At 66.6% G+C, this 25,217-nt stretch carries 21 protein-coding genes; 15 read left to right on the plus strand and 6 right to left on the minus strand.

The annotated features are described in order from the left end of the window. Positions 1-21: 21 nt before the first annotated feature. The 7 genes from AC0L6G_RS01185 (at position 22) to AC0L6G_RS01215 (ending at position 8,685) form a co-directional block, all read left to right on the plus strand. Positions 22-582, plus strand: coding sequence for an RNA polymerase sigma factor (locus AC0L6G_RS01185; RefSeq protein ID WP_224762289.1), 561 nt, complete (start codon positions 22-24; stop codon positions 580-582). Further along, positions 582-1,589: a FecR family protein gene (locus tag AC0L6G_RS01190; RefSeq protein ID WP_184273065.1), complete on the plus strand. Its 1,008-nt coding sequence runs from the start codon at positions 582-584 to the stop codon at positions 1,587-1,589. The genes AC0L6G_RS01185 and AC0L6G_RS01190 overlap by 1 nt, the downstream gene beginning before the upstream one ends. 94 nt (positions 1,590-1,683) lie before the next feature. Beyond that, positions 1,684-4,197: a TonB-dependent receptor gene (locus AC0L6G_RS01195; RefSeq protein ID WP_184273068.1), complete on the plus strand. Its 2,514-nt coding sequence runs from the start codon at positions 1,684-1,686 to the stop codon at positions 4,195-4,197. 52 nt (positions 4,198-4,249) lie between these two features. Continuing rightward, on the plus strand, positions 4,250-4,756 hold the full coding sequence (locus tag AC0L6G_RS01200; protein ID WP_260398552.1) for a periplasmic heavy metal sensor: 507 nt from the start codon (positions 4,250-4,252) through the stop codon (positions 4,754-4,756). Positions 4,757-5,201: 445 nt separating this feature from the next. Further along, positions 5,202-7,007, plus strand: coding sequence for a copper resistance system multicopper oxidase (locus AC0L6G_RS01205; RefSeq protein WP_184273071.1), 1,806 nt, complete (start codon positions 5,202-5,204; stop codon positions 7,005-7,007). Continuing rightward, complete coding sequence (locus AC0L6G_RS01210; protein ID WP_184273074.1) at positions 7,004-8,263, plus strand: copper resistance protein B; 1,260 nt, start codon at positions 7,004-7,006, stop codon at positions 8,261-8,263. Before AC0L6G_RS01205 ends, AC0L6G_RS01210 begins: the two co-directional genes overlap by 4 nt. An 11-nt stretch (positions 8,264-8,274) precedes the next feature. Next, positions 8,275-8,685, plus strand: a complete 411-nt coding sequence (locus tag AC0L6G_RS01215; protein WP_184273077.1) for a copper resistance CopC family protein — start codon at positions 8,275-8,277, stop codon at positions 8,683-8,685. 83 nt (positions 8,686-8,768) lie between these two features. On the opposite strand, the gene AC0L6G_RS01220 is transcribed toward AC0L6G_RS01215, so the two are convergent. From AC0L6G_RS01220 to AC0L6G_RS01235, 4 genes are all read right to left on the minus strand, one after another. Beyond that, positions 8,769-9,521 (minus strand): PepSY domain-containing protein, encoded by a 753-nt coding sequence (locus tag AC0L6G_RS01220; RefSeq protein ID WP_184273080.1) that lies wholly within the window; start codon positions 9,519-9,521, stop codon positions 8,769-8,771. Positions 9,522-9,732: 211 nt separating this feature from the next. Further along, the gene (locus AC0L6G_RS01225) at positions 9,733-10,887 is read right to left on the minus strand and encodes a thiamine pyrophosphate-dependent enzyme (RefSeq protein ID WP_473252734.1); all 1,155 of its coding nucleotides are present in this window, start codon (positions 10,885-10,887) and stop codon (positions 9,733-9,735) included. Beyond that, positions 10,866-11,456, minus strand: coding sequence for a thiamine pyrophosphate-binding protein (locus AC0L6G_RS01230; RefSeq protein WP_473252735.1), 591 nt, complete (start codon positions 11,454-11,456; stop codon positions 10,866-10,868). The genes AC0L6G_RS01225 and AC0L6G_RS01230 overlap by 22 nt, the downstream gene beginning before the upstream one ends. 133 nt (positions 11,457-11,589) lie before the next feature. Continuing rightward, positions 11,590-11,790, minus strand: coding sequence for a heavy-metal-associated domain-containing protein (locus AC0L6G_RS01235; protein ID WP_184273086.1), 201 nt, complete (start codon positions 11,788-11,790; stop codon positions 11,590-11,592). Between the two features lie 199 nt (positions 11,791-11,989). Here AC0L6G_RS01235 and AC0L6G_RS01240 point away from each other — a divergent pair, with 199 nt between their 5' ends. From AC0L6G_RS01240 to AC0L6G_RS01260, 5 genes are all read left to right on the plus strand, one after another. Beyond that, positions 11,990-13,642 carry an acetolactate synthase large subunit gene (locus tag AC0L6G_RS01240; RefSeq protein WP_184273089.1) on the plus strand — a complete coding sequence of 551 codons (1,653 nt, stop codon included), beginning with the start codon at positions 11,990-11,992 and terminating at the stop codon, positions 13,640-13,642. 17 nt (positions 13,643-13,659) lie between these two features. Next, the gene (locus AC0L6G_RS01245; protein WP_184273092.1) at positions 13,660-15,042 is read left to right on the plus strand and encodes an aldehyde dehydrogenase family protein; all 1,383 of its coding nucleotides are present in this window, start codon (positions 13,660-13,662) and stop codon (positions 15,040-15,042) included. A gap of 99 nt (positions 15,043-15,141) precedes the next feature. Continuing rightward, positions 15,142-16,059 carry a cation diffusion facilitator family transporter gene (locus AC0L6G_RS01250; RefSeq protein ID WP_184273095.1) on the plus strand — a complete coding sequence of 306 codons (918 nt, stop codon included), beginning with the start codon at positions 15,142-15,144 and terminating at the stop codon, positions 16,057-16,059. 102 nt (positions 16,060-16,161) lie between these two features. Continuing rightward, positions 16,162-17,007: a 3-deoxy-8-phosphooctulonate synthase gene (kdsA, locus tag AC0L6G_RS01255; RefSeq protein ID WP_224762241.1), complete on the plus strand. Its 846-nt coding sequence runs from the start codon at positions 16,162-16,164 to the stop codon at positions 17,005-17,007. A 170-nt stretch (positions 17,008-17,177) separates the two neighbouring features. After that, entirely contained in the window at positions 17,178-18,215 is a 1,038-nt protein-coding gene (locus AC0L6G_RS01260; RefSeq protein ID WP_224762240.1) for a cation diffusion facilitator family transporter, read from the plus strand. 71 nt (positions 18,216-18,286) lie between these two features. Here AC0L6G_RS01260 and AC0L6G_RS01265 read toward each other — a convergent pair whose 3' ends face one another. Together AC0L6G_RS01265 and AC0L6G_RS01270 are read right to left on the minus strand one after the other, a co-directional pair. Next, positions 18,287-19,045, minus strand: a complete 759-nt coding sequence (locus AC0L6G_RS01265) for a glutaredoxin family protein (RefSeq protein WP_184273105.1) — start codon at positions 19,043-19,045, stop codon at positions 18,287-18,289. Positions 19,046-19,060: 15 nt separating this feature from the next. Then, on the minus strand, positions 19,061-19,336 hold the full coding sequence (locus AC0L6G_RS01270) for a metal-sensitive transcriptional regulator (RefSeq protein WP_184273108.1): 276 nt from the start codon (positions 19,334-19,336) through the stop codon (positions 19,061-19,063). A gap of 76 nt (positions 19,337-19,412) precedes the next feature. Here AC0L6G_RS01270 and AC0L6G_RS01275 point away from each other — a divergent pair, with 76 nt between their 5' ends. The 3 genes from AC0L6G_RS01275 to AC0L6G_RS01285 all read left to right on the plus strand — a co-directional run bounded on the left by AC0L6G_RS01275 (position 19,413) and on the right by AC0L6G_RS01285 (position 25,172). Continuing rightward, the gene (locus AC0L6G_RS01275; protein ID WP_184273111.1) at positions 19,413-20,603 is read left to right on the plus strand and encodes an MFS transporter; all 1,191 of its coding nucleotides are present in this window, start codon (positions 19,413-19,415) and stop codon (positions 20,601-20,603) included. A gap of 172 nt (positions 20,604-20,775) precedes the next feature. Beyond that, positions 20,776-21,996 (plus strand): efflux RND transporter periplasmic adaptor subunit, encoded by a 1,221-nt coding sequence (locus AC0L6G_RS01280; protein WP_184273114.1) that lies wholly within the window; start codon positions 20,776-20,778, stop codon positions 21,994-21,996. Then, complete coding sequence (locus AC0L6G_RS01285) at positions 21,993-25,172, plus strand: efflux RND transporter permease subunit (RefSeq protein ID WP_473252736.1); 3,180 nt, start codon at positions 21,993-21,995, stop codon at positions 25,170-25,172. The genes AC0L6G_RS01280 and AC0L6G_RS01285 overlap by 4 nt, the downstream gene beginning before the upstream one ends. The last annotated feature ends 45 nt before the right edge of the window (positions 25,173-25,217 follow it).

Here is a 25,217-nt window from a genome sequence, read left to right on the forward strand (position 1 = left end):
CTTGAGCGTCATCAGCCGCCTGTGAACCAGCAGACAGATACATTGATCGGCGCGGATATTCCGTCGTCAGGCCTTGCGTCCGAGGACGGATTCGGGGGGCTGACACGCAGGCTTCGCGGACCGCTGTTTCACTTCTTCCTGCGCCGGTCCGGGTCGCCGGCCGACGCCGAGGAAATGGTGCAGGACCTGTTCGTTCGGTTGTTGCGCCGCGCCGATCTGCTCAGCCTTGAAAACGTCGACGGCTATGTGTTCGAGGCGGCGGCCAACATGGTGCGGGACCGGGGACGCTATGAACAGGCCCGGGGGCAGGGACGGCATGTCGGGATCGACGACCTGGTCGCGCAGAGCGAGGCGCCCGGCGCTGAGCAGATCGTCGCGGGGAAGCAGCGGCTGAAAAGAATGCTGGCGGCTCTGAACGCCCTGCCGCCTCGCGCGCGCCAGGTGGTGATCCTGCGGCGGTTCGAGAACCTGACCTACCTGCAGATCGCGAGGCGGTTGGGCATATCCGTGAGCGCGGTCGAGAAGCATATGGCGCGCGCGATGGCGGCCTTGCGGCTGGATCTGGTCGAGGGGGATCGCTGATGTCCTCTCTCCTCCCTGAGCCGAGCAACGACGATCACGCCGACCTGGCCGCCTTCTGGTTCGCGCGGATGAACAGCGGCGATCCGACTCCTATGGAGGATGAGGCCGCGTTCCGACGGTGGTTGAACGAAGACCCCGACAACGCCCGGGCCTATCGCGGCTGCCAGCAGGCCTGGCGCCTGCTGGAGCTGGACGCCGGCGAGGCGCAGATGCTGGCGCTGCGAGCGGCCGCCCTGGGGCCCGGCGCCCGCCGCCTTACGCGACGACGCGCCTTGTTCGGCCTGACCGGCGGGGCCGTTGCGGCGTCATGCGGCGGGGTGTGGGTGATGACGGCGTCGTCGCCGGCCCGGGCGCTGATCTCGACGGAGGCGGGCCAGAGGCTGACCGCGCCGCTGCCGGACGGGTCGGAGGTGACCCTGGCGCCGTCCTCTCGGCTGCGCCTCGACTATGGCGCCGATCGTCGTTCGGCGGTGCTCGAGGCCGGCCAGGCCTACTTCCACATCCTGCCGGACGCCGAGCCCTTCGTCCTGCGCGTCGGCGACCGCCTTGTGACGACCGCACAGGGTCGGTTCCAGGCGACCCATGCGGATCTACGGCCGGAGGTGATCGTCGAGGAAGGGCGGTTGCGGTTGGTGGAAAGAGGCGGCGCAGGCGCGCATCTGTTCCTGACGGCGGGGCAGGGCGGACAGGCGCTGGGTGGCGAACTGCGAGCCGCGCCCGTCGATGTCGAGGCCGCGACGGCCTGGCGGATGGGGCGACTGGTCGTGCGCGACCGGCCGCTTCGCGAGGTGGTCGAGAGCTTCAATCGCTACGCCTCGGAACGACTGACGTTGACGGACGCGGCGGCTGGCGAGGTGCGCATATCCGGCTCCTTCCGTTACGACGGAGGGCAGGAGTTCGTCATGGCTCTGGCGCGCGGGTTCGACCTGTCCGTGCAGAGGACGGCGGACGGGGAATGGCGCATCGGAACGCCCGGGAAATCGTCTGACGCGGCGGCTACGCTTTGATGAAATTTCCACGACGGGGTGGGGGTCTGCAGGGCGCCTTTCGTTTCTGAGGGGGAGCCGCCGACGAGCGGCCGACCAGTTTTCAGGGGCTCCCATGTTCATTTCCAAGCCGCGCGCCGGCGCCTTCAAGCGCATGCTTCTGGCCTGCTCGGCCGTCGCCGCGGTCGCAGCGGCGACGCCGGTTCTGGCCCAGTCGCCGAACGGCGGCGCAGTCGTCTCCTTCGCCATTGAAGGCCAGTCGATGGAGGAGGGGCTGACGACCCTGGCCCGCACCGCCGACGTGCAGGTGCTGTTCGCGCCGGAAGCCGTGCGCGGCCGTCGCGCCAACCGCGTGGTCGGCGTCTTGGCGCCCGCCGAGGCGCTGCGCCGCATGGTGGAGGGTACGGGCCTGACCGTGACGCCGGTCGGCGCGCGCACCTTTTCTGTTGCAGTCGACCGCGCTGACGCCGGAACCGGAGACGTCACGGCCATCGAGGACGTGATCGTCACGGCCCAGAAGCGCGCTCAGCGAATCCAGGACGTGCCGCTGGCCGTCACGGTGCTGGACGGCGACGACGCCCAGCGCCGCGGCATAGACAGCGTGACCGGTTTGGTGGACGAGGTTCCGGGCGTCTCGGTCAACTACGCCTTCGGCGGCACCAACTACGGCCTGATCAGCATTCGAGGCATCGGCGGCGCCGATGACTACAAGCCCAACGGCAACCCCTCGGTCGCCCTTCATGTCGATGGCGTCTACCAGACCTCCAACGCCTATCTGGGCATGCCCCTGTTCGACCTGGACCGGGTCGAGATTCTGAAGGGACCGCAGGGCACCCTTTATGGACGCAACACCACGGCGGGCGTGATCAACGCCATCACCAAGGGGCCGGGCGAGGTGGTCGAGGGCGGCGGGCGTCTCGAGATCGGCAGCCATGACTACACCGCCATGGAGGCCGCTGTCGGCGGGCCGCTGAGCGACAAGATCGGCGTGCGCCTGGCCGTCCTGGCCGAGCAGGGCGGGGGCTTCATGACCGGCGCGGGCGCGGGCGACCTGGCCGGCTATCGCCCGGTCATCGGCGGGGTCGTCCAGACCCAGGTTCCGGCCATCGTCGATCCGGGCCGTCGCGAAGGCTTCGGCGACAAGGACCTGTTCGCCGGCCGGGCCACGGTCGCCTTCGACTTCACGCCGGACACCAACCTGACCGTGAAGCTGTTCGGCAGCCGCGACCGGGGCGACACGCGCCAGTACGACCGCATCTCGGCGGCGCTGGACAGCAACATCGCCAACGCTGGCGAGAACGACGACCCCTACGAGTTCTATTCGTCCGAATATCCGACCCAGAGCATCGACATCTACGGCGTGTCGGCCGCGCTGGCGCATCGGTTTGCTGACAACCTGAACCTGGCCGTGATCGGCAACGTCCAGGGCACGACCCGTTCGGTCCGGGGCAACGGCGACGGTTCGCCCTATCCGGCCTCGCGTTTCGACGCCGACGAGACGCTGAGCCAGGCGTCGCTGGAAATGCGCCTCAGCGACGACACCGGCGGCCGCCTGGACTGGATCGCGGGCGTCTTCTACGTCTCGGACGACATCGACTTCGACACCCACTGGACCAGCTATACGGCCCGGACCAAGTACGACAACCTGCACAAGCAGACCCGCAACAGCTTCGCCGTCTTCGGCCAGGCGGACTATGACCTGACCGACAAGCTGACCCTGTCGGGCGGCCTGCGCTACACGCGAGACGAGGCGACCTTCAGCGGTCGCAACGATGACCTGAACCCCTGGGGCATCTCGACCTTCACCACCACCTTCGCAACGACCAACCCCTTCATCTGGGACCGCGCTTTCGAGGACGACAATGTCTCGGGCCGGGTCACGGCCAGGTACGCCTTCACTCCGAACCTGAACGTCTTCGTCTCGGCGGGGACAGGCTATCGCGGCGGCGGCTTCGACGGCACCTCCATCTTCACCCAGGCCGAGACCCTGCCGTTCGAGTCCGAGACCGTCATCGCCTACGAGACCGGGCTGCGCTGGACGACAGCCCGCCTGCGCCTCTCGCTGGACGCCTTCAGCTACAGGTTCAAGGAGCTGCAGGCGACGACCCGCCTGGCCAACGACACCAATGGTCGCGCCAACGTCGGCGAGGCCGAGAGCAAGGGCGTGGAGTTCGCCGTCAACGCCCTGCTGTTCGAAGGGGCGAACCAGACGCTGGACCTGGATGTGGCGGCGGCCTTCCTGGACACCGAGATCATCTCCTTCAGCTCGGCGCGCGTGGCCGAGGTGCTGTCGACGGTCGGGGATCCCCTCCCGGGCGCGCCGGACGTGACGGCCACCGCCTCGCTGAACCACGGGCTGATGCTGGCCAACGGCTGGCGTCTGGACACACGGCTGTCGGTTTCGCACCACGGCGAGGAAAGCAACCGCCTGAACGCCGCGCCGGGCAATACGGCTGAGGCCTACACCCTGCTGAACGCACGGGTGGAACTGGAGAGCGCGGCCAACTGGGCGGTCTACGCCTATGGCCGCAACATCACCGACGAGGTCTACTTCCCGGAGCTGAACGGCGCGTCGCGGCTGGTCGGCGCCCCGGCGACCTATGGCGTGGGGCTGCGCTACAGCTTCTGAGGGTCCAATTGCGCCGTCGCTCTCACGTCAAGGCGACGGCGCATGCCGGGGGATGACCGAACAGTTCATATTGCTGCATTCTCGCTCGCGCGGCTGGAAGGTCGGTGATGTCGATGGGATGGAAGTCGGTCGCCGGCACCGTCGCTCTAGCGCTGATCGCCAGTGGCGCGGGGGGGCGTGGGGCGGGGGCGCCTGGGTGCAGAAACGCGATGCGCCGCCCTCGCTGCATGCCATCGTTTACCGCGATCTGGCGCTTGACGCCGATCAAGGCGTCCGTATCGAGGCTATTGAGGCGCGCTTCGCGCCCCGGCGGATCGCACTCGAGGCCCGCGTCCAGGCCGCGAATCGAGAATTGGCCGCCGCCATTTCCGCCAGCGACGGGGATGTGAGCGTCGTGCGGCCCGCCGTCGATCACTTCCATGACGCCATAGGGGAGCTTCAGCAGGCGACCATCACGCACATTTCCGAAATGAGAATGGTGAGACGCCGGTTCAGGCGGATCGGTTCGACGGGAAGCTGGTTGTCGCGATTCTCGCCGAGGGCGCATGAGCGTCGGTGACTCATAAGAGCCTTGAAGCCTGCGCCGCCCGCCGGCGCCGCTCGACAGCGCCGAGGCGTTGAGGGTGGGGAGGGCGCGCCTGCGCCTGATGACAGTCTCACGACGCGGGAACTGCTCTCGGCCCTTAACCGTTCAGTCGTGGCCCTGCCTCCGAATTGAAGGAGCCGCTGCTGTTGACGGCTATGGACGGCCTGAGTTAGGCGCAGGCCGCCGCGATTCTGGGCGTCTCGATCAAGACCGTCGAGGCGCGCGTGGCCAGGGCGCGTCGCAGTCTTGCGGCCAGTCTGTCCAGGCTTCGGGACGTCTGAGGCCGACTTGGCCATCCGTCACGCCGGAATGGCGGTGCGGCGAAGGGTGCGGCGCCCTGTCGCGAGGGGCGCGGCTTTTTCTTGCGTAAATTTGATAAAAGGCTCGCGAGGCGGGCATAATCCAGGCGGAGTAGAGCATGAGGCTTCATAGACGGGCCCTCTTTGGCGGCGCGGCGGGGCTGTGGGCGGCTCAGGGGCTGATGCCGGCATGGGCGCAGTCGGGGTCGCGGGGGCTCGCGCCGACGCTGCCGACCCTTGAAGGGCCAGAGGTTCGCCTCAGCGTCGGCCATTCGCCGTTCACCGTCGGCGGGCGCACCGGTCATGCCGTCACTGTCAATGGAACCGTGCCTGCGCCGCTGGTGCGGCTGCGCGAAGGGCAGAACGTCCGGCTGATGGTGACCAACACCCTGGACGAGGACACATCCATCCACTGGCATGGCCTGTTGCTGCCGTTCCAGATGGACGGTGTGCCGGGCATCAGCTTTCCCGGCATCCGCCCGCGCGAAACCTTTGTCTATGAGTTTCCGGTGATCCAGTCGGGGACCTACTGGTATCATTCGCATTCCGGCCTTCAGGAGGCGATGGGCCATTACGGGCCCCTGGTCATCGACCCGGCCGGGACCGATCCCGTGGCCTATGACCGCGAACATGTGCTGGTGCTGGCGGACTGGAGCTTCATGCATCCGCACCAGATCCTGGATAAGCTGAAGAAAAGCCCCGGCTATTTCAACCAGCAGCGCACCACCCTGGCGGGCCTGCTGTCCGGTGAGGACGGCGTCAGCCCGGCTGATCGGCGCATGTGGGGATCGATGCGCATGGATCCGCGTGACATCTCGGACGTCACCGGGACGACCTACACCTATCTGATCAACGGCCATGGCCCGCAGGAGAACTGGACGGGTCTGTTCCGGCCGGGAGAGCGGGTGCGGCTGCGCGTCATCAACGCCTCGGCCATGACCATCTTCAACGTGCGCATTCCGGGTCTGGCCATGACGGTGGTCAATGCCGACGGCGAGAATGTGCGGCCGGTCGAGACGGACGAGTTCCAGATTTCAGTGGCCGAGACCTATGACGTCATCGTCCAGCCGACCGAGGACCGCGCCTATACCATCGTCTCCGAAGCGGTCGACCGTTCGGGCATGGGGCGGGCGACGCTGGCCCCCCGTATGGGCATGACGGCGGAGGTTCCCCCCCTCCGGCAGGTGCCGACCCTGACCATGCGCGACATGGGCATGGGAAGCATGGCCGGGATGGATCACAGCGGCATGGACATGGGCGGCATGGACCACAGCGGCATGGACATGAGCGGCATGGATCATTCCGCCATGGCGCAGGACGGCATGGGACAGGCCGCGCCCATGGATCATGGAAACATGGGCCATGACATGCGCAATCCCGACAATGCGCCGGCCAATATGGCGGTGGGCGTCGGGGTGGACATGGTGGCGCCGTCGCCCGCCAACCGTCTGGCTGAACGGCCCATGGGGCTGGAGAACGAACCGCATCGCGTGCTGGTCTATACCGATCTGGCGTCCCTGACGCCGAACAAGGATCAGCGGCCCCCGGCGCGTTCGATGGAAATCCACCTGACCGGCAATATGGAGCGGTTCATGTGGGGTTTCGACGGTCGAAAATTCTCTGAACTGGTCGAGCCGATCCGCTTCGAGCGCGACGAGCGCGTGCGGGTGACGCTGGTGAACGACACCATGATGTCCCACCCGATCCATCTGCATGGCCACTTCTTTGAGCTGGTGACGGGCGGGCCGGCCGGGCATCAGCCGTTGAAGCACACGGTCAATGTCGCGCCCGGCTCCAAGGTCACTTTTGACCTGACCGCCGATGCGCCGGGCGACTGGGCCTTCCACTGCCACATGCTGATGCACATGCATGCGGGCATGTTCAACGTCGTGACCGTGCGACCCCTCGATGGAGACGCCGCATGATCCGGCTCGCGATCGGTCTTCTGCCTCTGATGGCCGCCGCAGGGACGGTTTCGGCTCAGGATCACAGTCAGAACCCGTCCGCCCAGAACGCGCCGCAGACCCCTGCGGCCACCGTAAGCGACCCACATGCAGGTCACGACATGAGCGCCATGACGTCTCAAGCCGCGGACCCTCATGCGGGGCACGACATGAGCGCGGCCCAGCGCCCGGCCCAGACTCCGGCTCAGACGCAGACCCCGGCTCCGACGCAGGCCGATCCGCACGCCGGCCACGACATGAGCGCCATGGCGCCTCAGGCTGCGGACCCGCATGCGGGTCACGACATGAGTTCCATGACGCCTCAGGCCGGGAACCCACATGCAGGCCACGATATGAGCGCCATGTCTCAGGCTGGTTCTCAGGCCAGTTCTCAGGCCGATCCGCATGCGGGTCACGACATGAGCGGCATGACCAGCATGGGGCCGCCCGATGTGCCGACCAGCGCCAATGACGCCGGACGTCCGCCTGTCCCGCCGCCGCCGGCTGCGGCGCTGTCGGGTCCGCGCCATGCGGCGGACGCCATCTTCGGCGAGGCGGCGATGTCGAGCGCGCGCGAGGTTCTGGTGCGCGAGAATGGCGATATTCGCACCACGGCCGTGGTCATTGATCGGCTTGAGGCCGGTTTCGGCGACGGAAACGAAAACTGGGCGTGGGATGTCGGCGGCTGGACCGGGGGCGACATCAACCGCTTCTGGTGGAAGTCAGAGGGCGGCGGCGACTTCGGCGGCGATGGCGAGGTCGAAGGTGAAGTCCAGGCGCTTTACAGTCGGGCCGTCGCGCCCTTCTGGGATGTCCAGGCGGGCGTGCGTCAGGACTTCCGCGAGGGTGGAGAAGACACGACCCATCTGGTGTTGGGCATCCAGGGACTGGCGCCCTATTGGTTCGAGGTCGACGGTGCGGCCTTTCTGTCGACCGAGGGCGACCTGACCGCACGTTTCGAGGCGGAGTATGACCAGCGCATCACCCAGAAGCTGATCCTGCAGCCGCGTGTGGAGGTCGAGGCGTCGGCTTCGGACATTCCTGAACTGCAACTGGCGTCGGGTCTGACCCATGTTTCGGCCGGAGTGCGCCTTCGCTACGAGTTCAAAAAGGAATTCGCCCCCTATGTCGGGGTCGAATGGAGCAGCGATCTGGGCGGCACCGCCGACCTGACGCGCGCCATGGGCGGGGAGCCCGAGCACACCCGGGTGGTCGTTGGTGTGCGTGCGTGGTTCTAAGGAGAAAAGACATGCGTAAATCCACCCTGCTGGCCGCTGTCGCGGCTGTTTTCATCGCCACGCCGGTTCTGGCCCAGCAACAGGGCCACGCCGGTCACGGCGACCATGGCTCTGCGCCGCGCGCCCAGGCTTCGGCGGCGACGCCGAGCGGCGTCGTCACCGTCCCGGCGGACGGGGCCATGCTGAATGGCTCGCCGCAGCGTTTCTCGGCGACTTTCCCTCAGCCGATGACCTTGCGCAGCGTCACCATCACGCCGCAGGGCCGTGCGGCCATTCAGGCGCCGGTGACGGCGGCGGCGGCGTCCAGGCAGGTCTCGACGGCCCTGCCGCGTCTCGCGGCGGGCAACTACACCCTGAACTGGACCGCTCAGGGCGCTGATGGGCAAGCCGTGAACGGCGCCGTGCGTTTCATGGTTCACTGACCCCCTGAGGCGAGCGATGACGCCGGATGATCCCGGCGTCATCGCCATTGCCTGACCGCCGCCATGACGACCGGGCGGCGCCTTCAGGAATTGCCTGTCCGTCCCGACGTCCGGCGCGGTTTGCCGCCGCGACGGACGCGCCACTGCACGAAATCGCGCTCTAGCCTGATCCAGAGCAGCACGAAGCCGGACAGGACGACGACGAGCGACAGGGCGCTGGCGGCGATGAGCAGCGGGTGGTTGAAGTTCTCGCCTGTCTTGAAGTCCAGAATGTGCAGGCGCCAGAAGAAGTCGTACAGACGCCAGACGGCGGACCGGCGCGTTATGACCTCGCCGGTGTCGGGCGAGACGTAGAAACGGGTTTTTTCCCGGTCATTGAAATCGACACGCCAGAGCGGACCCGTGCGACCTGTCTCGCGCTTGGCGTCGTTGAGCCGCGTCGCCGCGACGGCCTGGGCCCCGCCGCGATAAACAGCCGTCGCCAGTCGCCGGGCCTCGTCTGCTTCCAGCGGTGCAAACGTCTGACCCGTGCGCGCGTCCAGGGTGATCGGCGCGCCTTCCGTCGGTGTCAGCAGCCAGGCGGGGCCGCGCGGCGTCGATTTAAGCTCGGCGCGCGTCGGCGTCAGATTCCGCTCGGCGACGACCGCGTCGAGGGCGCGTATGCCGGTCAGGTCCAGCGCCTGGGGCTGCGCCGTCCGCACCCTGTGCTCGCCACGGACAGTCTCGATCGGAATGGCGGTCATGACCAGACCGCCGCCGACCCAGAACAGTATCTGCAAACCGACCAGAACCGCGATCCATTTGTGGATCTGGGCGGAAAGACGAAGCAGCTTCATTCGCTTGGAGCCACAGCGACCGGCGTCGTCAGACAGGAGAGGCCCGGACAGGCAAAGTCAGGACAGGCAAGGGTAGGGCAGGCGCGGCTGGTCAAGATTGATCTCCCCCTTGAGACTCGGTTGTCTGACCGACGCCGCGTTTCACCTTAACGCCGGGAAAGGCGGCGGCAAGATCGGCGCAGGGGGCTGTTCAAAGCCGTCGGCGGCGGAGCTAGCGACGCAGGTTCGTGCGGGCCAGTTCGACCACTTCGTCGCCACGTCCGTTGATGATCGCCCGCAGCATATAGAGGCTGAAGCCCTTGGCCTGTTCAAGCTGGATCTTCGGCGGCATCACCAGTTCCTGCTTGGCCGTCACCACGTCGACCAGCGCCGGGCCGGGGTGGGCGAAGGCTTCCATGAGCGCCGCATCGACATCGTCGGACGCCTCGACCCGGATGCCCTTGACCCCCATGGCGCGGGCCATGGCGGCGAAATCGGGGTTTTTCAGGTCGGTGCCGGTGTCCAGATAGCCGCCCGCCTTCATCTCCATGGCCACAAAGCCCAGAGAACCGTTGTTATAGACCACCACCTTCACCGGCAGGTCGAGCTGCGACAGTGTGATGAAGTCGCCCATCATCATGGTGAAGCCGCCGTCTCCGGACAGGGAAACGACCTGGCGGTCGGGCGCGGCGGCCTGGGCGCCGATCCCCTGCAGCATGGCGTTGGCCATGGAGCCGTGGTTGAACGAGCCGAGCAGCCGCCGCCGCCCGTTCATCGTCAGATAGCGCGCCGCCCAGACGGTCGGGGTGCCGACATCGGCGGTGAAGATGGCGTCCTTGGCCGCGATCTCGTCGATGCGGCGGGTCAGATACTGGGGATGGATGGGGCGTCCCCGGACGGACGGGGTCGCAAGGTCGTCGAGCGCCTGACGCGCTGAGGCGTAGTGCTTTAGGGCCCGGTCGAGGAAGTCGCGGTCAGGTCTCGCCTTCAACCGGGGCAGGAGCGCCGTCAGGGTCTCGCCGACGTCGCCGACCAGACCCAGTGTGAGGGGCGCGCGCCGGCCCAGGGCGCCCGGATCGCGATCAACCTGAAGTATTCGCGCCTCCTTCGGATAGAAGGCGCGATACGGGAAGTCGGAGCCGAGCATCAGGACGGTGTCGCTGGACATCAGTGCGTGATAGCCGGACGAGAAGCCGATCAGACCTGTCATGCCCACGTCGAAGGGATTGTCCCATTCGACATGCTCCTTGCCGCGCAGGGCGTGGACGATCGGAGCCTTCAGCCGCTCGGCCAGCTCGACCAGGGCGTCATGATGACCGGCGCACCCGCTGCCCGCGAGAATGGTGACGGCCTGGCTCTGATCCATCAGGGCGGCGAAGCGATCCATCTCGTCCTCGGGGGGAGAATCCGGGGCGGGCGGGGCGCCGTATAGCGGGGCGTTGGGGATACCGGCGACGGGGCCAGCGCCACATCACCCGGCAACACGAGGACGGCGACGCCCTTCTGTCCGATTGCAACGTTCAGGGCGCGGTGAAGCATTTCGGGAAGCTGGGCCGGATTGGAAATCAGCTCGACGAAATCCGCGCACTCCCGGAACAGCTCCTGGGGATGGGTTTCCTGAAAATAATTCAGGCCGATCTCGGAGGAGGGAATGTGGGCGGCGATGGCGAGCACCGGCACATGGTTGCGCTTGCAGTCGAACAGACCGTTGATCAGGTGCAGGTTGCCAGGGCCGCAACTGCCGGCGCAGACGGCCAGTTCCCCGGTGATCGCCGCTTCAGCCCCCGCTGCGAAGGCGGCTGTTTCCTCATGGCGCACCGACATCCAGTCGATCCGGCCCATGCGGCGCAGACTGTCGTTCAGTCCGTTCAGACTGTCGCCGGTCACCCCCCATATGCGGGTCACGCCTGCGTCGGCGAGGGTTTCGGCGATAAGGTCGGCGACGGTTTCGGTCATTTCGAACTCCTCTGGCTGGCGATCCTGGCCAAACCTTGTGACGATCCCGCGACCGGATCGGACAGGGGGCGAGCGTCGCCGCCCGGGAGGCGGGATCTCTTCATGCGCGGAGGAGATCCCTGCCCGATACGGCTCAGGCGACAGGTGTCGAGGGGTAGCCGGCTTCGGCGAGCGCGGACTGGACCTGGGCTTGGTTCGAAACGGTGTCGACCGTGACCTCGCGTCGCTCGGTGGAGGTGTCGACCCGGGCGTCGGGGTCCAGGGCCAGGATGGCCTTCGTGACGCCGCTGGCGCAGCCTCCGCAGGCCATTTTCGGAATGCTGAGATGGATCATGGCGATCTCCTTGGGTTTGCAGGAAAACCACGGTCCGGCTTCCAACAGTGGCAATGTCAAGCCTCCGCCGGAATGATAATTCCGGGCTTGACCTTGCCACTGTTGAAAGGCCCATCCTGCCTGCGAAGGGCTGGTCAGCCGAGGCGTTCCCGGGCGCGGCGCCGGAATCGGTCCGTCCGCTCACTGAAGGGAGGCTTCGATGCCCAAGGGTTCCGACATTCTGGTCAGCGCGCTCGAAAACGAGGGCGTTGAACGCATCTTCGGCGTGCCGGGCGAGGAAAACCTCGATCTTGTGGAATCCCTGCGCAATTCAAAGATTGAACTGGTCCTGACCCGGCATGAGCAGGCCGCAGCCTTCATGGCCGCCACCTATGGCCGCCTGACCGGCAAGCCGGGGGTGTGTCTGGCGACGCTTGGTCCCGGCGCCCTGAACTTTTCGACCGGCGCCGCCTATGCCCATCTGGGGGCCATGCCGATGATCCTGATCACCGGCCAGAAGGCGATCATGACGGCCAAACAGGCGCGCTTCCAGATCGTGGACGTAATCGCCTCCATGCGCCCCCTGACCAAGATGACCCGGCAGATTCTGAGCGCCGCCAGCATCCCGACCGTGGTGCGCGACGCTTTCCGCGTGGCCATGGAGGAGCGCCCGGGTCCGGTGCATCTTGAACTGCCCGAGGACGTGGCGTCCGAGACGGCGGATGTCGCGCCCATTCCCATTCACGCCCTGGAACGGCCTGTCGCCACCGAGGCCGCCCTTGATCGGGCAGCCGGGATGATCCTGGCGGCGCAGCGCCCTTTGGTCATGATCGGCGCCGGGGGCAATCGTCCGCGACTGGTCGAACCGCTGTCCGCCTTTGTTCGCGCGACGGGCCTGCCCTTCTTCAACACCCAGATGGGCAAGGGCGCCGTGGATGGCGGCTCGAACCTCTACATGGGCACGGCGGCCCTGTCCGAAGGCGACTATGTGCATGAGGCGATCGGACTGGCTGACCTGATCATCGCCATCGGCCATGATACGGTCGAGAAGCCGCCGTTCCTGATGCGCGACGCCGGGGGGCCGAAGGTGCTGCATGTCGGGGTCCAGTCGGCGACGGTCGAGCAGGTCTATCATCCGGATGCCGAGGTGATCGGCGATATCGGGGCGACGGCCTCGGGGCTGGCCCGGCGCCTGTCGGGGCGACTGGCGCCCCAGACACGGATGCTGGAACTGCGCCAGAGCATCTTGGCGCGCATTGCAGACCGGGCGGACGAGGATCGCTTCCCGGTCACGCCACAGCGCCTGGTGCGCGATGTCCGCGCCGTCATGCCGGACGACGGGATCGTCTGTCTGGACAACGGCATGTACAAGATCTGGTTCGCCCGGAACTACCGGACCCATGTGGCCAACACCCTCCTGCTCGACAATGCACTGGCGACCATGGGGGCGGGTCTGCCGTCGGCGATGATGGCGGCGATGCTGCATCCCGACCGGCGGGTCATGGCGGTGTGCGGCGACGGCGGGTTCATGATGAACTCCCAGGAGATGGAGACGGCCGTCCGTCTGGGCCTCGATCTCGTCGTCCTGGTCCTCAACGACGGGGCCTATGGCATGATCCGCTGGAAGCAGGCGGTCGACGATTTTCCGGATTTCGGCATGACCTTCGGCAATCCGGACTTCGTGCGCTACGCCGAGGCCTACGGCGCCAAGGGCTCCCGCGTGACGTCGGCGGCGGATCTTGGCCCTGTGCTGGAGGCCGCGTTCGCCGGCGGCGGCGTTCACCTGGTGGACTGCGCCATCGACTACTCCGAGAACACCCGGGTGCTGGTCGATGAGCTGAAGACCCGGGCGTCGGCGATCGACCTGTCCTGAGCGTGCCGGAGAATATTATGCTGCAGATCGTACAACCCTACGACCAGGCCCTCATCGCCGGGATCGAGACTGACGACGCGGCGGCGCTGGAGCGAAAGTTGCAGACCGCCCGCGATCTCTTCACGCACCGTGACCGGTGGCTGAAACCGCATGAGCGGGTGGCCGTCCTTCGGCGACTGGCCCAACTGATGGAGGCGCGACGGGAGCATTTCGCGATGCAAATCGCGCGCGAGGGCGGAAAGCCGCTGGCCGACGCCCGGATCGAGGCCGTTCGCGCCATCGACGGGGTCCGGAACGCCGCCGACGAGCTCAGGACCTTCTCCGGACGCGAGATCCCCATGGGCCTGTCGCCCGCATCGGACGACCGCTGGGCCTTCACGACTCGGGAGCCGATCGGGGTGGTGGCCGCGATCTCGGCCTTCAACCATCCCCTGAACCTGATCGTGCACCAGATCGTGCCCGCAATCGCCGCCGGTTGTCCGGTCATTGTGAAGCCGGCCGAGGCTACGCCCCTGTCCTGCCTGGATCTCGTCGCCCTCGTCCGGGAGGCGGGCCTGCCGGAAGCCTGGTGCCAGACCCTGATCACCGCGGACACCGCGCTTGCCGAAAGGCTCGCCACGGATCCGCGCATCGCCTTTCTCAGCTTCATCGGCTCGGCCCGCGTGGGATGGTATCTGCATTCACGCCTGGCGCCCGGCGTGCGTTCCGCGCTGGAACACGGCGGCGCGGCGCCGGCCATCGTCGATCGTAGCGCGGATCTTGACGCCCTGATCGAGCCTGTCGTGAAAGGCGCCTTCTATCATGCCGGGCAGGTCTGTGTGTCGACCCAGCGGCTCTATGTGCATGACGTGGTCTTCGAGGCCGTCGCGGAGCGACTGGTCGCCCGCGTGGCGGCTCTGCGCACGGGCGATCCGACGCGGGAGGACACCGAGGTCGGCCCGCTGATCCGGGGGCGTGAGGCTGATCGGGTGGCGGCCTGGATCGAAGAGGCGGTCGCGGGCGGCGCCCGTCTGGCCATCGGGGGAGGGCGCCTGTCGCCGACAACCCTGGAGCCAGCGGTGCTGCTCGATCCGCCCGCCGAGGCCCGGATTTCGCGCGAGGAGGTGTTCGGGCCCGTGCTGGCTCTCTACCGCTACCAGGATCTAGACGAGGCGATCTCGCGCGCCAACGCTCTGCCGACGGCCTTCCAGGCCAGTGTCTTCGCTCGCGACATCGGTGTCGCGCTCAGGGCGGCGGACCGGCTGGACGCCTCGGCGGTCATGGTCAACGATCCGACCACCTTCCGGACCGACTGGATGCCCTTCGCCGGGCGTCGGACCTCCGGGTACGGGACCGGCGGGATCGGTTACACCCTGCGGGATATGACGCAGGAGAAGATGGTCGTGCTCCGCCGGGGTTGAGACCCTGACGGTCGTTGCGGATGAGGGCGGCCTTGACGCATGGGGCCGAAAGGATTGTCGATGCGGGAAGGCCTGCATCCAGAAGGATCGGAGATGGACATGGCGTCGGCGAAGCATGATGAGGGCGACGGGCACGACCACGGCGAGGTGGTGACGGCGGATAACGAGCGGCGCATCCGCTTCGTCCTGATCTTCACCGCCGGTTACGCCGCCATTCAGGCCATCGGCGGGTGGATGTCCGGCTCTTTGGCCCTGATCGCGGACTCCGGCCACATGGTGTCGGACGCCGCCGCCCTGCTGCTGGCGCTGATCGCCTATCGGGTGGCGCGCCGTCCCGTCGATGGCGTGCGGACCTATGGCTATCACCGCGTGCGGGTGCTGGCGGCGCTGGCCAATGGCGCATCGCTGCTGCTGCTGGTGGCCTGGATCACCTGGGAGGCCGTCAACCGCATCAACCAGCCGGTCGAGGTCATGGCCGGGCCGATGTTGATTGTCGCGACCATCGGTCTGGTGGTGAATCTGGTCGGGGCCTGGATCCTGTCGCGCGGCCGCAAGGGCGACAGCAATCTGCGCGGCGCCCTGCTGCACGTGGTCGGCGACCTGTTGGGCTCGGTCGGGGCGATCGCGGCGGCGATCGGCATCATGCTGACGGGCTGGACGCTGCTTGATCCGCTGCTGTCGGTTCTGGTGGCGCTGCTGGTCGTGCGCTCGGCCTGGTCGCTGGTGAAGGAATCGCTGCGGGTTCTGTTGCAGGCGGTGCCGCGCGGACTGGACGCGCGCAAGGCCGAGACGGATCTGGCGACCCTGCCCGAGATCGAGGAAGCGGGCCATTTCCATGCCTGGACCCTGACCGACGAAACCGTGGTGGCCACCATCCATGTCACGCCTGCGCCGGGGATCGATCCGATCACCCTGCCGGCCCTTGTGGCGAACTGGCTGAAAACCCATCACGCCATTGATCACGTCACCGTTCAGGTTGACGCCCCCGGCGCCTTGCGGCGACCCGCGCCGATCTGAGCCTGTTTTTCGGGCCGTGTTCGGCCGACAGCGAACTGGTTCCAAGGGGCGCTGACTGACAGTCCGTCCCCTGGGGCCGATCAATTCCGTCAGGAGATGACCATGAAGACAGTCACGATCGGGGAGGTCGCCTTCAACAACAGTCGGGCGATGGTGTTGATCGGCGGGGTCAATGTGCTGGAAAGCCGCGATCTGGCCATGACCGTGGCCGAGGCGATGAAGGCGCAGACGCAGCGACTGGGCGTGCCTTTTGTGTTCAAGGGCTCTTTCGACAAGGCCAACCGGTCCTCGAACCGATCCTATCGCGGTCCGGGTCTTGAAGCCGGGCTGCGCATTCTTCAGGAGGTTCGCAGCGAATTCGCGGTTCCCGTGCTGACCGACGTGCATTGGCCGGAGCAGGCTGCGGCGGTCGCGGAGGTCTGCGACATCCTTCAGCTTCCGGCCTTTCTGGCGCGCCAGACCGATCTGATCGAGGCGCTGGCGCGCACCGGACGCGCGATCAACGTCAAGAAGCCCCAGTTCATGAGCCCGCAGCAAATCGCCCATGTGGTCGAGAAATTCGACGATTTCGGCGCCCCGGATGTCATCCTGTGCGAGCGCGGCAGTTCTTTCGGCTATGACAATCTCGTCGTGGACATGCTGGGTTTCGGCGTGATGAAGGCAGTCACTGGCGGGGCGCCGATCGTCTTTGACGCCACCCACGCCCTGCAGACGCGCGCCCCCGGCGCCGCCCAGTCGGGCGGGCGGCGTGAACAGGTGCTGGAACTGGCCCGCTCGGGGCTGGCCCTGGGACTGGCGGGTCTGTTTCTGGAGGCGCACCCCGACCCGGACCGGGCGCTCTGCGACGGCCCCAGCGCCCTGCCGCTGGATCGGTTGGGCGCGGTGCTGGAGCAGGTCAAGGCGGTGGACCATCTGGTCAAGAGTTTCGATCCCGTCGACCTGACCTGAAGCCGGGCGTCTCGCAGGCGCGCTACGATCAGACGCGGCATGTGCGAATGGCGTTGACAGATAACATATGAATACGTATTCATATGTTATCTGTTTTCAGCGGGCGCTGCTCCATGTCTCATTCTCATCACGAACACTCACACGACCACGACCATTCTCACGCGCCGACCGTGACGCGCGACAATGAACGCAAGGTCCTGCTTTCCTTCAGCCTGATCTTCACCTTCATGATCGTCGAGGTGATCGGCGGTCTGGCGTCCGGCTCGCTGGCTCTGCTGGCGGATGCCGGCCACATGCTGACCGACGCCATCGCGCTGGCGCTGGCCTATCTGGCGTTCCGCTTCGGACGCCGCATGGCCGATTCCAAGCGCACCTTCGGTTATATGCGCTTCGAGGTCGTCGCCGGTTTCGTCAATGCGGTGACGTTGTTCGCCATCGTCGGCTGGATCCTGTTTGAGGCGTGGAACCGCTTCAAGGAACCGCACGCCGTTCTGGCCGGCCCGATGTTCTGGGTGGCCGTGGCGGGCCTGCTGGTCAACATCCTGGTGTTCTGGATCCTGACCCGCGGCGACACCGAACACGTCAACATCAAGGGCGCGGCCCTGCATGTGATGGGCGATCTGCTTGGCTCGGTCGGTGCTGTCGCCGCCGCGATCATCATCTCCCTGACGGGCTGGACGCCGATCGACCCGATCCTGTCGGTGCTGGTTTCGCTGCTGATCCTGCGCAGCGCCTGGAAGCTGCTGGGCAAGTCGCTGCACATCCTGCTGGAAGGCGCGCCTGACAACGCCGCGCCTGATGCGGTGACGGCTCACCTGAAGGCCAAGGTGCCGGGTCTGGCCGAGGTCAGCCACGTCCACGTCTGGCAGATCACGTCAGGCCGCACCCTGGCGACCCTGCATGTGCGTCCGGAATCCGACGCTCAGGCGCGGGCCGTGGCGATCGCTGTTGAGCGGGAGTTGAAGTCCAGGTTCAGTATTGAGCATCCCACCGTCGCCGTGGACTGGAACGATGGGTCCGTGGTGTGCAGCCTGTCGTCGCCGCCGGTCAATGACCATGATGCCCACGATCGCTCTGGCCACGATCACTCTGGTCATGACCATTCGGATCACGACCATTCGGGCCATGATCATGGAGATCATGACCACGCCGGTCACGATCACGAGCCAAAGTCCGCAGCGGGGGCGCGCAGGGCGCACGCCCACTGAGGCAGGTGATCCGGCGCCGGGCGACCGGCGCCGGACAGGCTATGTGCGGAGGCTCGTGGATGAGCTTCCGCTCAGTGCCCCATGGTCATCGGCTTGACGAGCATCCAGATCGCCATGCCGACCATCATCAGGTTTTCCGACAGCGAGACGAAACCCAGCGGCACCTTGCTGTCGCCGCCGACGCAGGCGCATTTCAGTTCACGCTTGTCGATATAGACCGCCTTGAACACCGATGCGGCGCCCACGCCGCCGATGAACAGGGCGACCGGGATCGAAACCCACATCAGCGCCCCGGCCAGCATCAGCACACCCGCCAGTGCTTCGGCGAAGGGATAGATCGTCCCATAGGGAACCCAGCGCTTGGCCAGCAGATCATAGTTCAGGAACATGGTGGCGAAGGCGTCCACGTCCTTGAGCTTCTGCAGGGCCAGAAGACACATGGCGATGGCGATGAACCATTCGACGACACGCACCGACATCAGTTCGCCATAGGCGGCCCAGCCCGCCGCGACGGCCATCAGCGCGGCCATGGCGAACAGGGCGATGACGGGCGTATAGGTGACTTCGTCCTTGTCGCGCACTCGCTTGCCGAAGAAGCGCCGCAGGTCGTCGTAGCCGCCGATCCGCTGGCCGTCGATGAAGGTCTGGGGCGTGGTCTGGACGCCGTGTTCGGCCTTGAAGGCGTCGGTTTCCTCACGCGAGGCGAGGTGGTGATCCTGCACCGCATAGCCCTGACTCTTGAGCAGGTGCAGCGCCTTCAGGCCATAGGGGCAGGTGTGGCCCGGCATGACCATTCGGTAAATTTCGGCGCGTTTGGCGGGTGAGGCCATGGTTCCCTCCGGGTTCTAGAGTTTCGCTTTGGCGAACAACTCCGCCAGTTCGGTGAATTTTTCGCGCTGCTGAGCGGCGTCGCCTGACGCAATCGCTTCCTCGACACAGGACGCGGCGTGCGATTTGAGAATCTGGGTTTCGACACGGGCCAGGGCCGCGCGGGCGGCATGGACCTGATAAAGGATATCGATGCAGTAACGGCCGTCCTCCACCATCTGGCTGACGCCGCGAACCTGACCGGAAATCCGGTTCAGGGCGGAGCGGATTGATTTGACGTCTCTGGCCTGCATGTGTCTACCATACCCTGGCTAGGTATCGTGCAAAGCACCGATTTGTTCCCGCCCGGCCTCCCTCCCGAAGGTCTTCATGACTGATCAGTCGATCGCCCGCCGAAACATGGCCGTCCTCACCGCCGCCCAAGCATTGGGCGGCGCCAGCCCGCCGATCGTGATGTCCTTAGGCGGTCTGGTGGGGCAGCACCTGGCCGCCGATCCCGCCTGGGTCACGTTTCCAGTCAGTCTGTTCGGCGTCGGCCTCGCCCTCGGCGCACCGCCGGCGGCCTTCATCATGCGGCGACATGGTCGTCGGAACGGCTATCTGCTGGGCGCGCTGTTCGGCGTCGCCTCCGGTCTCGTGGCGGCCTTCGGCATCTTCATCGCGTCCTTCTGGCTCTTTTGCATAGGCGCCTTCACCGCCGGTCTCTACGGCTCCTATGTTCAGAGCTACCGCTTCGCGGCCGCCGACGGCGCCGAAGGAGACCTGAAAGCAAAGGCGATTTCCTGGGTGATGGTCGGCGGCTTGGTCGCCGCCGTCGTCGGCCCACAACTGGTCATCTGGACCCGGGACGCCGTGCCGGGCACGCCCTACGTCGGCAGTTTCCTCAGTCAGGCCGCCCTGGCCTTGCTGGTCATCCCGGTCCTGTTGCTGCTGCGTTCGCCGCCGGCGGTCGTTCAGTCCGGCGCCGGCGGCGGCCGGTCTCTGGGTCAGATCATGCGCGTTCCGCGTTTCATCCTGGCGGTGGCGACGGGCGTGGTGTCCTACGGCCTGATGGCTTTCGTCATGACGGCCGCCCCGGTGGCCATGGTCAACGCCGGCCATTCGGTGGACAGCGCGGCGCTGGGCATCCAGTGGCATCTGCTGGCCATGTTCGCGCCGAGCTTCTTCACCGGACGGCTGATGGGGCGTTTCGGCAAGGAGCGGGTCGCCGCCGTGGGCATGGTGCTGATCGCCGTCTCGGCGGCTGTCGCCCTGTCAGGCATGGCGGTGGCCAATTTCTGGCTGTCGCTGATGATTATGGGCGTGGGCTGGAATTTCAGCTTCATCGGGGCCACGGCCATGGTGACGGACTGTCATACGGCCGAGGAGCGGGGCAAGGCCCAGGGCGCCAATGACTTCTTCGTCTTCGGGGCCACCGCCATCGTGTCCTTCCTGGCGGGGGCCGTGCTGAACACCTCCGGCTGGCAGGCCATCAACTGGCTGCTGTTTCCGCCTGTCGCCCTGATTCTGGCGCCCCTGCTGTGGCAGGCCGCGCGGCGAAGCGCGCCCCCTTCGATCTGATCGCCGGTTCCTGAGGCCCGGCGTTCCGCGGACGTCTGGACGTCGGCTGTTCGAATATCAGCGATTCAACGCTTGACCTTCCTAGCGTTGGAATCTGCATCACCCATGGAAATCAGCGCCAAGCCGCCTTCGATCAGTGTCGAATCTGCGGCGATTTCCAAGGGGACGACCGATGCGCTTCAACAAGAAGACCGCCGTGATCGCGGCCGCCGGGCTGCTGGCCGCGGCGGGGCTGATCTATGTTCTGCAAACACAGGGCGGGGGCGTGCCGGCCGCCGCTTCCGCCCCGCCGGGAGCGCCCGCCGTTCCCGTCGCCAAGGTCGTCATGCGGGAAATCGCACCGGCTGCGGAATTCACCGGACACCTCGCTGCGCCCGATACCGTCGAGCTGCGCGCCCAGGTCAGCGGCCCGATCATCCGGGTCAGCGTGCCGGAAGGCGGGCTGGTCCAGCGTGGGCAACTGCTCTTCCAGATCGATCCCAGACCATTCCAGGTCGCGCTGGACGGCGCCCAGGCGCAGTTGAGGCAGGCCGAGGCCCTGCTGGCGCAGGCTCAGTCCGATCTGTCGCGGGCTGAGCAACTGGCGCCCGGCGGCGCCATACCGGTCCGCGCCCTTGAGAACGCCCAGAGCAAGGCGCGTCAGTCCGAGGCCCAGGTCGCCGCCGCGCGCGCCGCCGTCGCCGCCGCGCGTCTGGACCTGTCCTACACCCGCGTGACCGCGCCGATCAGCGGCCGGGTCGATCGGGTGCTGGCGACGACCGGCAATATTGTGGCCGCCGGAACCACGCCGCTGACCTCCATCGTCTCGGTGAACCCCGTCTATGCCTATTTCGACATGGATGAGGCGACCTATCTCGACTTCGCACAGCGCGCCCGTCCGAACGGCTCGGGCCGGGCGGGGCGTTTTCCGGTCCAGATCGGGCTGATGAGCGAAGACGGGTTCCCGCATCAGGGCACGCTGGACTTCCTCGGCGCCCAGGTCGATCGCGGCACTGGAACGATCCGCGCGCGTGCGATCGTGGCCAATCCGTCCGGTCAACTGGCGCCGGGTCTTTTCGCCAGGATCCGACTGGATACCGGGGCGCCGCGTCAGGCCATGCTGATCGACGATCAGGCGGTCGGCGCTGAACAGGGCCAGACCTATGTCATGGTTCTGGGTGAAGGAAACACCGCTGAATATCGCCCGGTGTCGCTCGGTCCCGTGGTTGACGGGATGCGTGTGGTGGAGACGGGCCTCAATCCCGGCGACACTGTCATCGTCAAGGGACTGGTGCGTCCCGGCATGAAGGTGACGCCGCAGCCCATGGCGGCCGCCCCGACTGCGGCTGCGACTGCGACGGGGGCTGCGGCCCCTGCTGAGCAGGCGGCCCCGTCGGCGGAGGCCGCCCGATGAAATTTCCCCGTTTCTTTGTGGACCGGCCGATCTTTGCGGTCGTGCTTTCGGTCCTGATGCTGATCGCCGGGGGGCTGGCCTTCATGCGCCTGCCGCTGAGCGAGTATCCCCAGGTGACGCCGCCCACGGTGCAGGTCACGGCCAGCTATCCCGGCGCCAATCCCCAGGTCATCGCCGAGACAGTCTCCGCGCCGCTGGAACAGGCCATCAACGGCGTCGAGGGAATGCTCTATATGGGCTCTCAGGCGGCCACCGACGGCCGCATGACCCTGACGGTCGCCTTCAAACAGGGCACGGACCCTGACCTGGCCCAGATCCAGGTCCAGAACCGTGTGGCCCGCGCGCTGCCGCGTCTTCCCGAAGAGGTGCAGCGCATCGGGGTCGTCACCCAGAAGACGTCGCCTGACGTGCTGATGGTGGACCACCTGCGGTCGCCCAACGATCGTTATGATTCCCTGTTCGTCTCCAACTATGCGCGCTTGCATATCCGCGATGAACTGGCGCGTCTGCCGGGGGTCGGCGACGTGGTTCTGGGCGGCGAGGGCGAATACGCCATGCGCGCGTGGCTGGATCCTGACAAGGTGGCGGCGCGCGGCCTGACCGCCGGCGACGTGGTCGCGGCCATCCGCGAACAGAACGTCCAGGTCGCCGCCGGCTCCATCGGCCAGCAGCCCAACGCCTCGGCGGCCGCCCAGATCACCGTCAACACCCTGGGGCGGCTGACATCCGAAGAGCAGTTCGGCGACATTGTGATCAAGTCGGGCGATGAGGGGCAGGTTACGCGCCTGCGTGATGTTGCGCGCATCGAACTGGGCGCCGACGCCTATGGCATGCGCAGCCTGCTGAACGGCAAACCCGCCGTGGCCATGCAGATTTTCCAGAGCCCCGGCGCCAATGCGCTGGACGTGTCCGACGCCGTTCGCGGCGCCATGGATCGTTTGCAGACCGAGTTCCCCGAGGGGCTTGAATATCAGATCGCCTATGATCCGACGGTCTTCGTCCGGGCTTCGCTGAAGTCGGTCAGCGTCACCCTGGTGGAAGCCATCCTGCTGGTGGTGCTGGTGGTGGTGCTGTTCCTTCAGTCGTGGCGCGCCTCGATCATTCCGCTGGTGGCGGTGCCGATCTCGCTGGTGGCGACCTTTGCGATGATGCATCTGTTCGGCTTCTCGCTGAACACCCTGTCGCTGTTCGGCCTGGTGCTGTCGATCGGCATCGTGGTCGATGACGCCATCGTCGTGGTGGAAAACGTCGAGCGTCACATCGCCATGGGCAAGTCGCCCAAGGAGGCGGCGCGCGCGGCCATGGACGAGGTGACGGGGCCGATCCTGGCCATCACCTCGGTGCTGGCGGCGGTCTTCATTCCCTCCGCCTTCCTGTCGGGCCTGCAGGGCGAGTTCTATCGCCAGTTCGCCCTGACCATCGCCATCTCGACCATCTTCTCGGCGGTCAACTCTCTGACCCTGTCTCCGGCCCTGGCGGGCGTGCTGCTGAAGCCGCACCACGGCGATGCGCCGCGCGACCGGCTGACCCGGATCATCGATCGCCTGTTCGGCGGCTTCTTCCGCCGCTTCAACGGCGCCTTTGATCGTGCGTCCAACGGCTATGTCTGGTCGGTGAAGCGCGCGGTGCGGGTCACGGGACTGGTTCTGATCGTCTATGGCGGTCTGATCGGCCTGACGTGGCTGGGCTTCAACCATATCCCCAACGGTTTCGTGCCGCCGCAGGACAAATACTATCTGGTCGGCGTGGTTCAGTTGCCCACGGGCGCCTCTCTGGACCGCACCGAGGCGGTGGTGAAGCAGGTGTCCGATACGGCTCTGAAGACGCCCGGCGTCGAAAGCGTCGTCGCCTTCCCTGGTCTGTCGGTCAACGGCGGGGCCAACATCCCCAATGCGGCCCTCATGTTCGTGATGCTGGACCCGTTCGACCAGCGCAAGACGCCTGATCTGTCGGCCAACGCCATCGCTGGTCGCCTGATGGGGCAGTTCAGCCAGATTCCCGACGGCTTCATCGGCGTCTTCCCGCCGCCGCCGGTGCCGGGACTGGGCGCCATGGGCGGGTTCAAACTCCAGATCGAGGATCGGGCGGGACTGGGCTTCGACGCCCTGGCCAAGGCCCAGGGCGAGGTCATGGCCAAGGCCTATCAGACGCCGGAACTGGCCGGCATGCTGGCCAGCTTCCAGACCAATGCGCCACAGATTCAGGTCGATATCGACCGGGTCAAGGCGCGGGCCATGGGCGTGCCCCTGACGACCGTTTTCGAGGCTTTGCAGGTCAATCTCGGCTCGATGTATGTGAACGACTTCAATCGTTTCGGCCGGACCTATCGCGTCATGGTCCAGGCGGACGCGCCGTTCCGTCAGCAGGCCGAGGACATCGGCCAGCTCAAGGTGCGCAACGCCTCGGGCGAAATGATCCCTCTGGCCTCTCTGGTCCGCATCACGCGCAGTTCGGGACCGGACCGGGTCATGCACTATAACGGCTATCCGTCCGCCGACATCAGCGGCGGCGCCGCGCCCGGCTATTCTTCAGGCCAGGCGACGGCGGCGATCGAGCGGATCGTGCAGGAAACCCTGCCGGCGGGCATGACCTATGAATGGACCGATCTGACGTTCCAGGAGAAGCAGGCGGGCAACACGGCCATGTATGTCTTCCCGCTGGCGGTCCTGCTCGCCTTCCTGATCCTGGCGGCCCAGTATAATAGCTGGTCCCTGCCTCTGGCGGTGCTGCTGATCGCGCCCATGGCCCTTCTGTCGGCGATCGTCGGCGTGTGGCTGTCGGGGGGCGACAACAACATCTTCACCCAGATCGGCTTTGTGGTGCTGGTGGGGCTGGCGGCCAAGAACGCCATCCTGATCGTCGAGTTCGCCCGCGCCAGGGAACATGACGGGGTCGATCCGCTCGGCGCCGTTCTGGAAGCCGCCCGTCTGCGTCTGCGGCCCATTCTGATGACCTCGCTCGCCTTCATCGCCGGTGTCGTGCCGCTGGTGCTGGCCACGGGCGCGGGGGCGGAGATGCGGCACGCCATGGGCATCGCCGTTTTCTCGGGGATGCTGGGCGTGACCCTGTTCGGTCTGCTGCTGACCCCGGTTTTCTACGTGATCGTGCGCCGTTTCGAACTGCGTCGTGAGCGCCGCCGCAATGCGGCCCGACACATCGCGCCGACGGCCGAGTGATGCCGTGGTCGTCCTCCGTTCAACGGCCCTCGCGGTCAGGACGGA

This window comes from Brevundimonas sp. D3-1P (assembly GCF_055809335.1).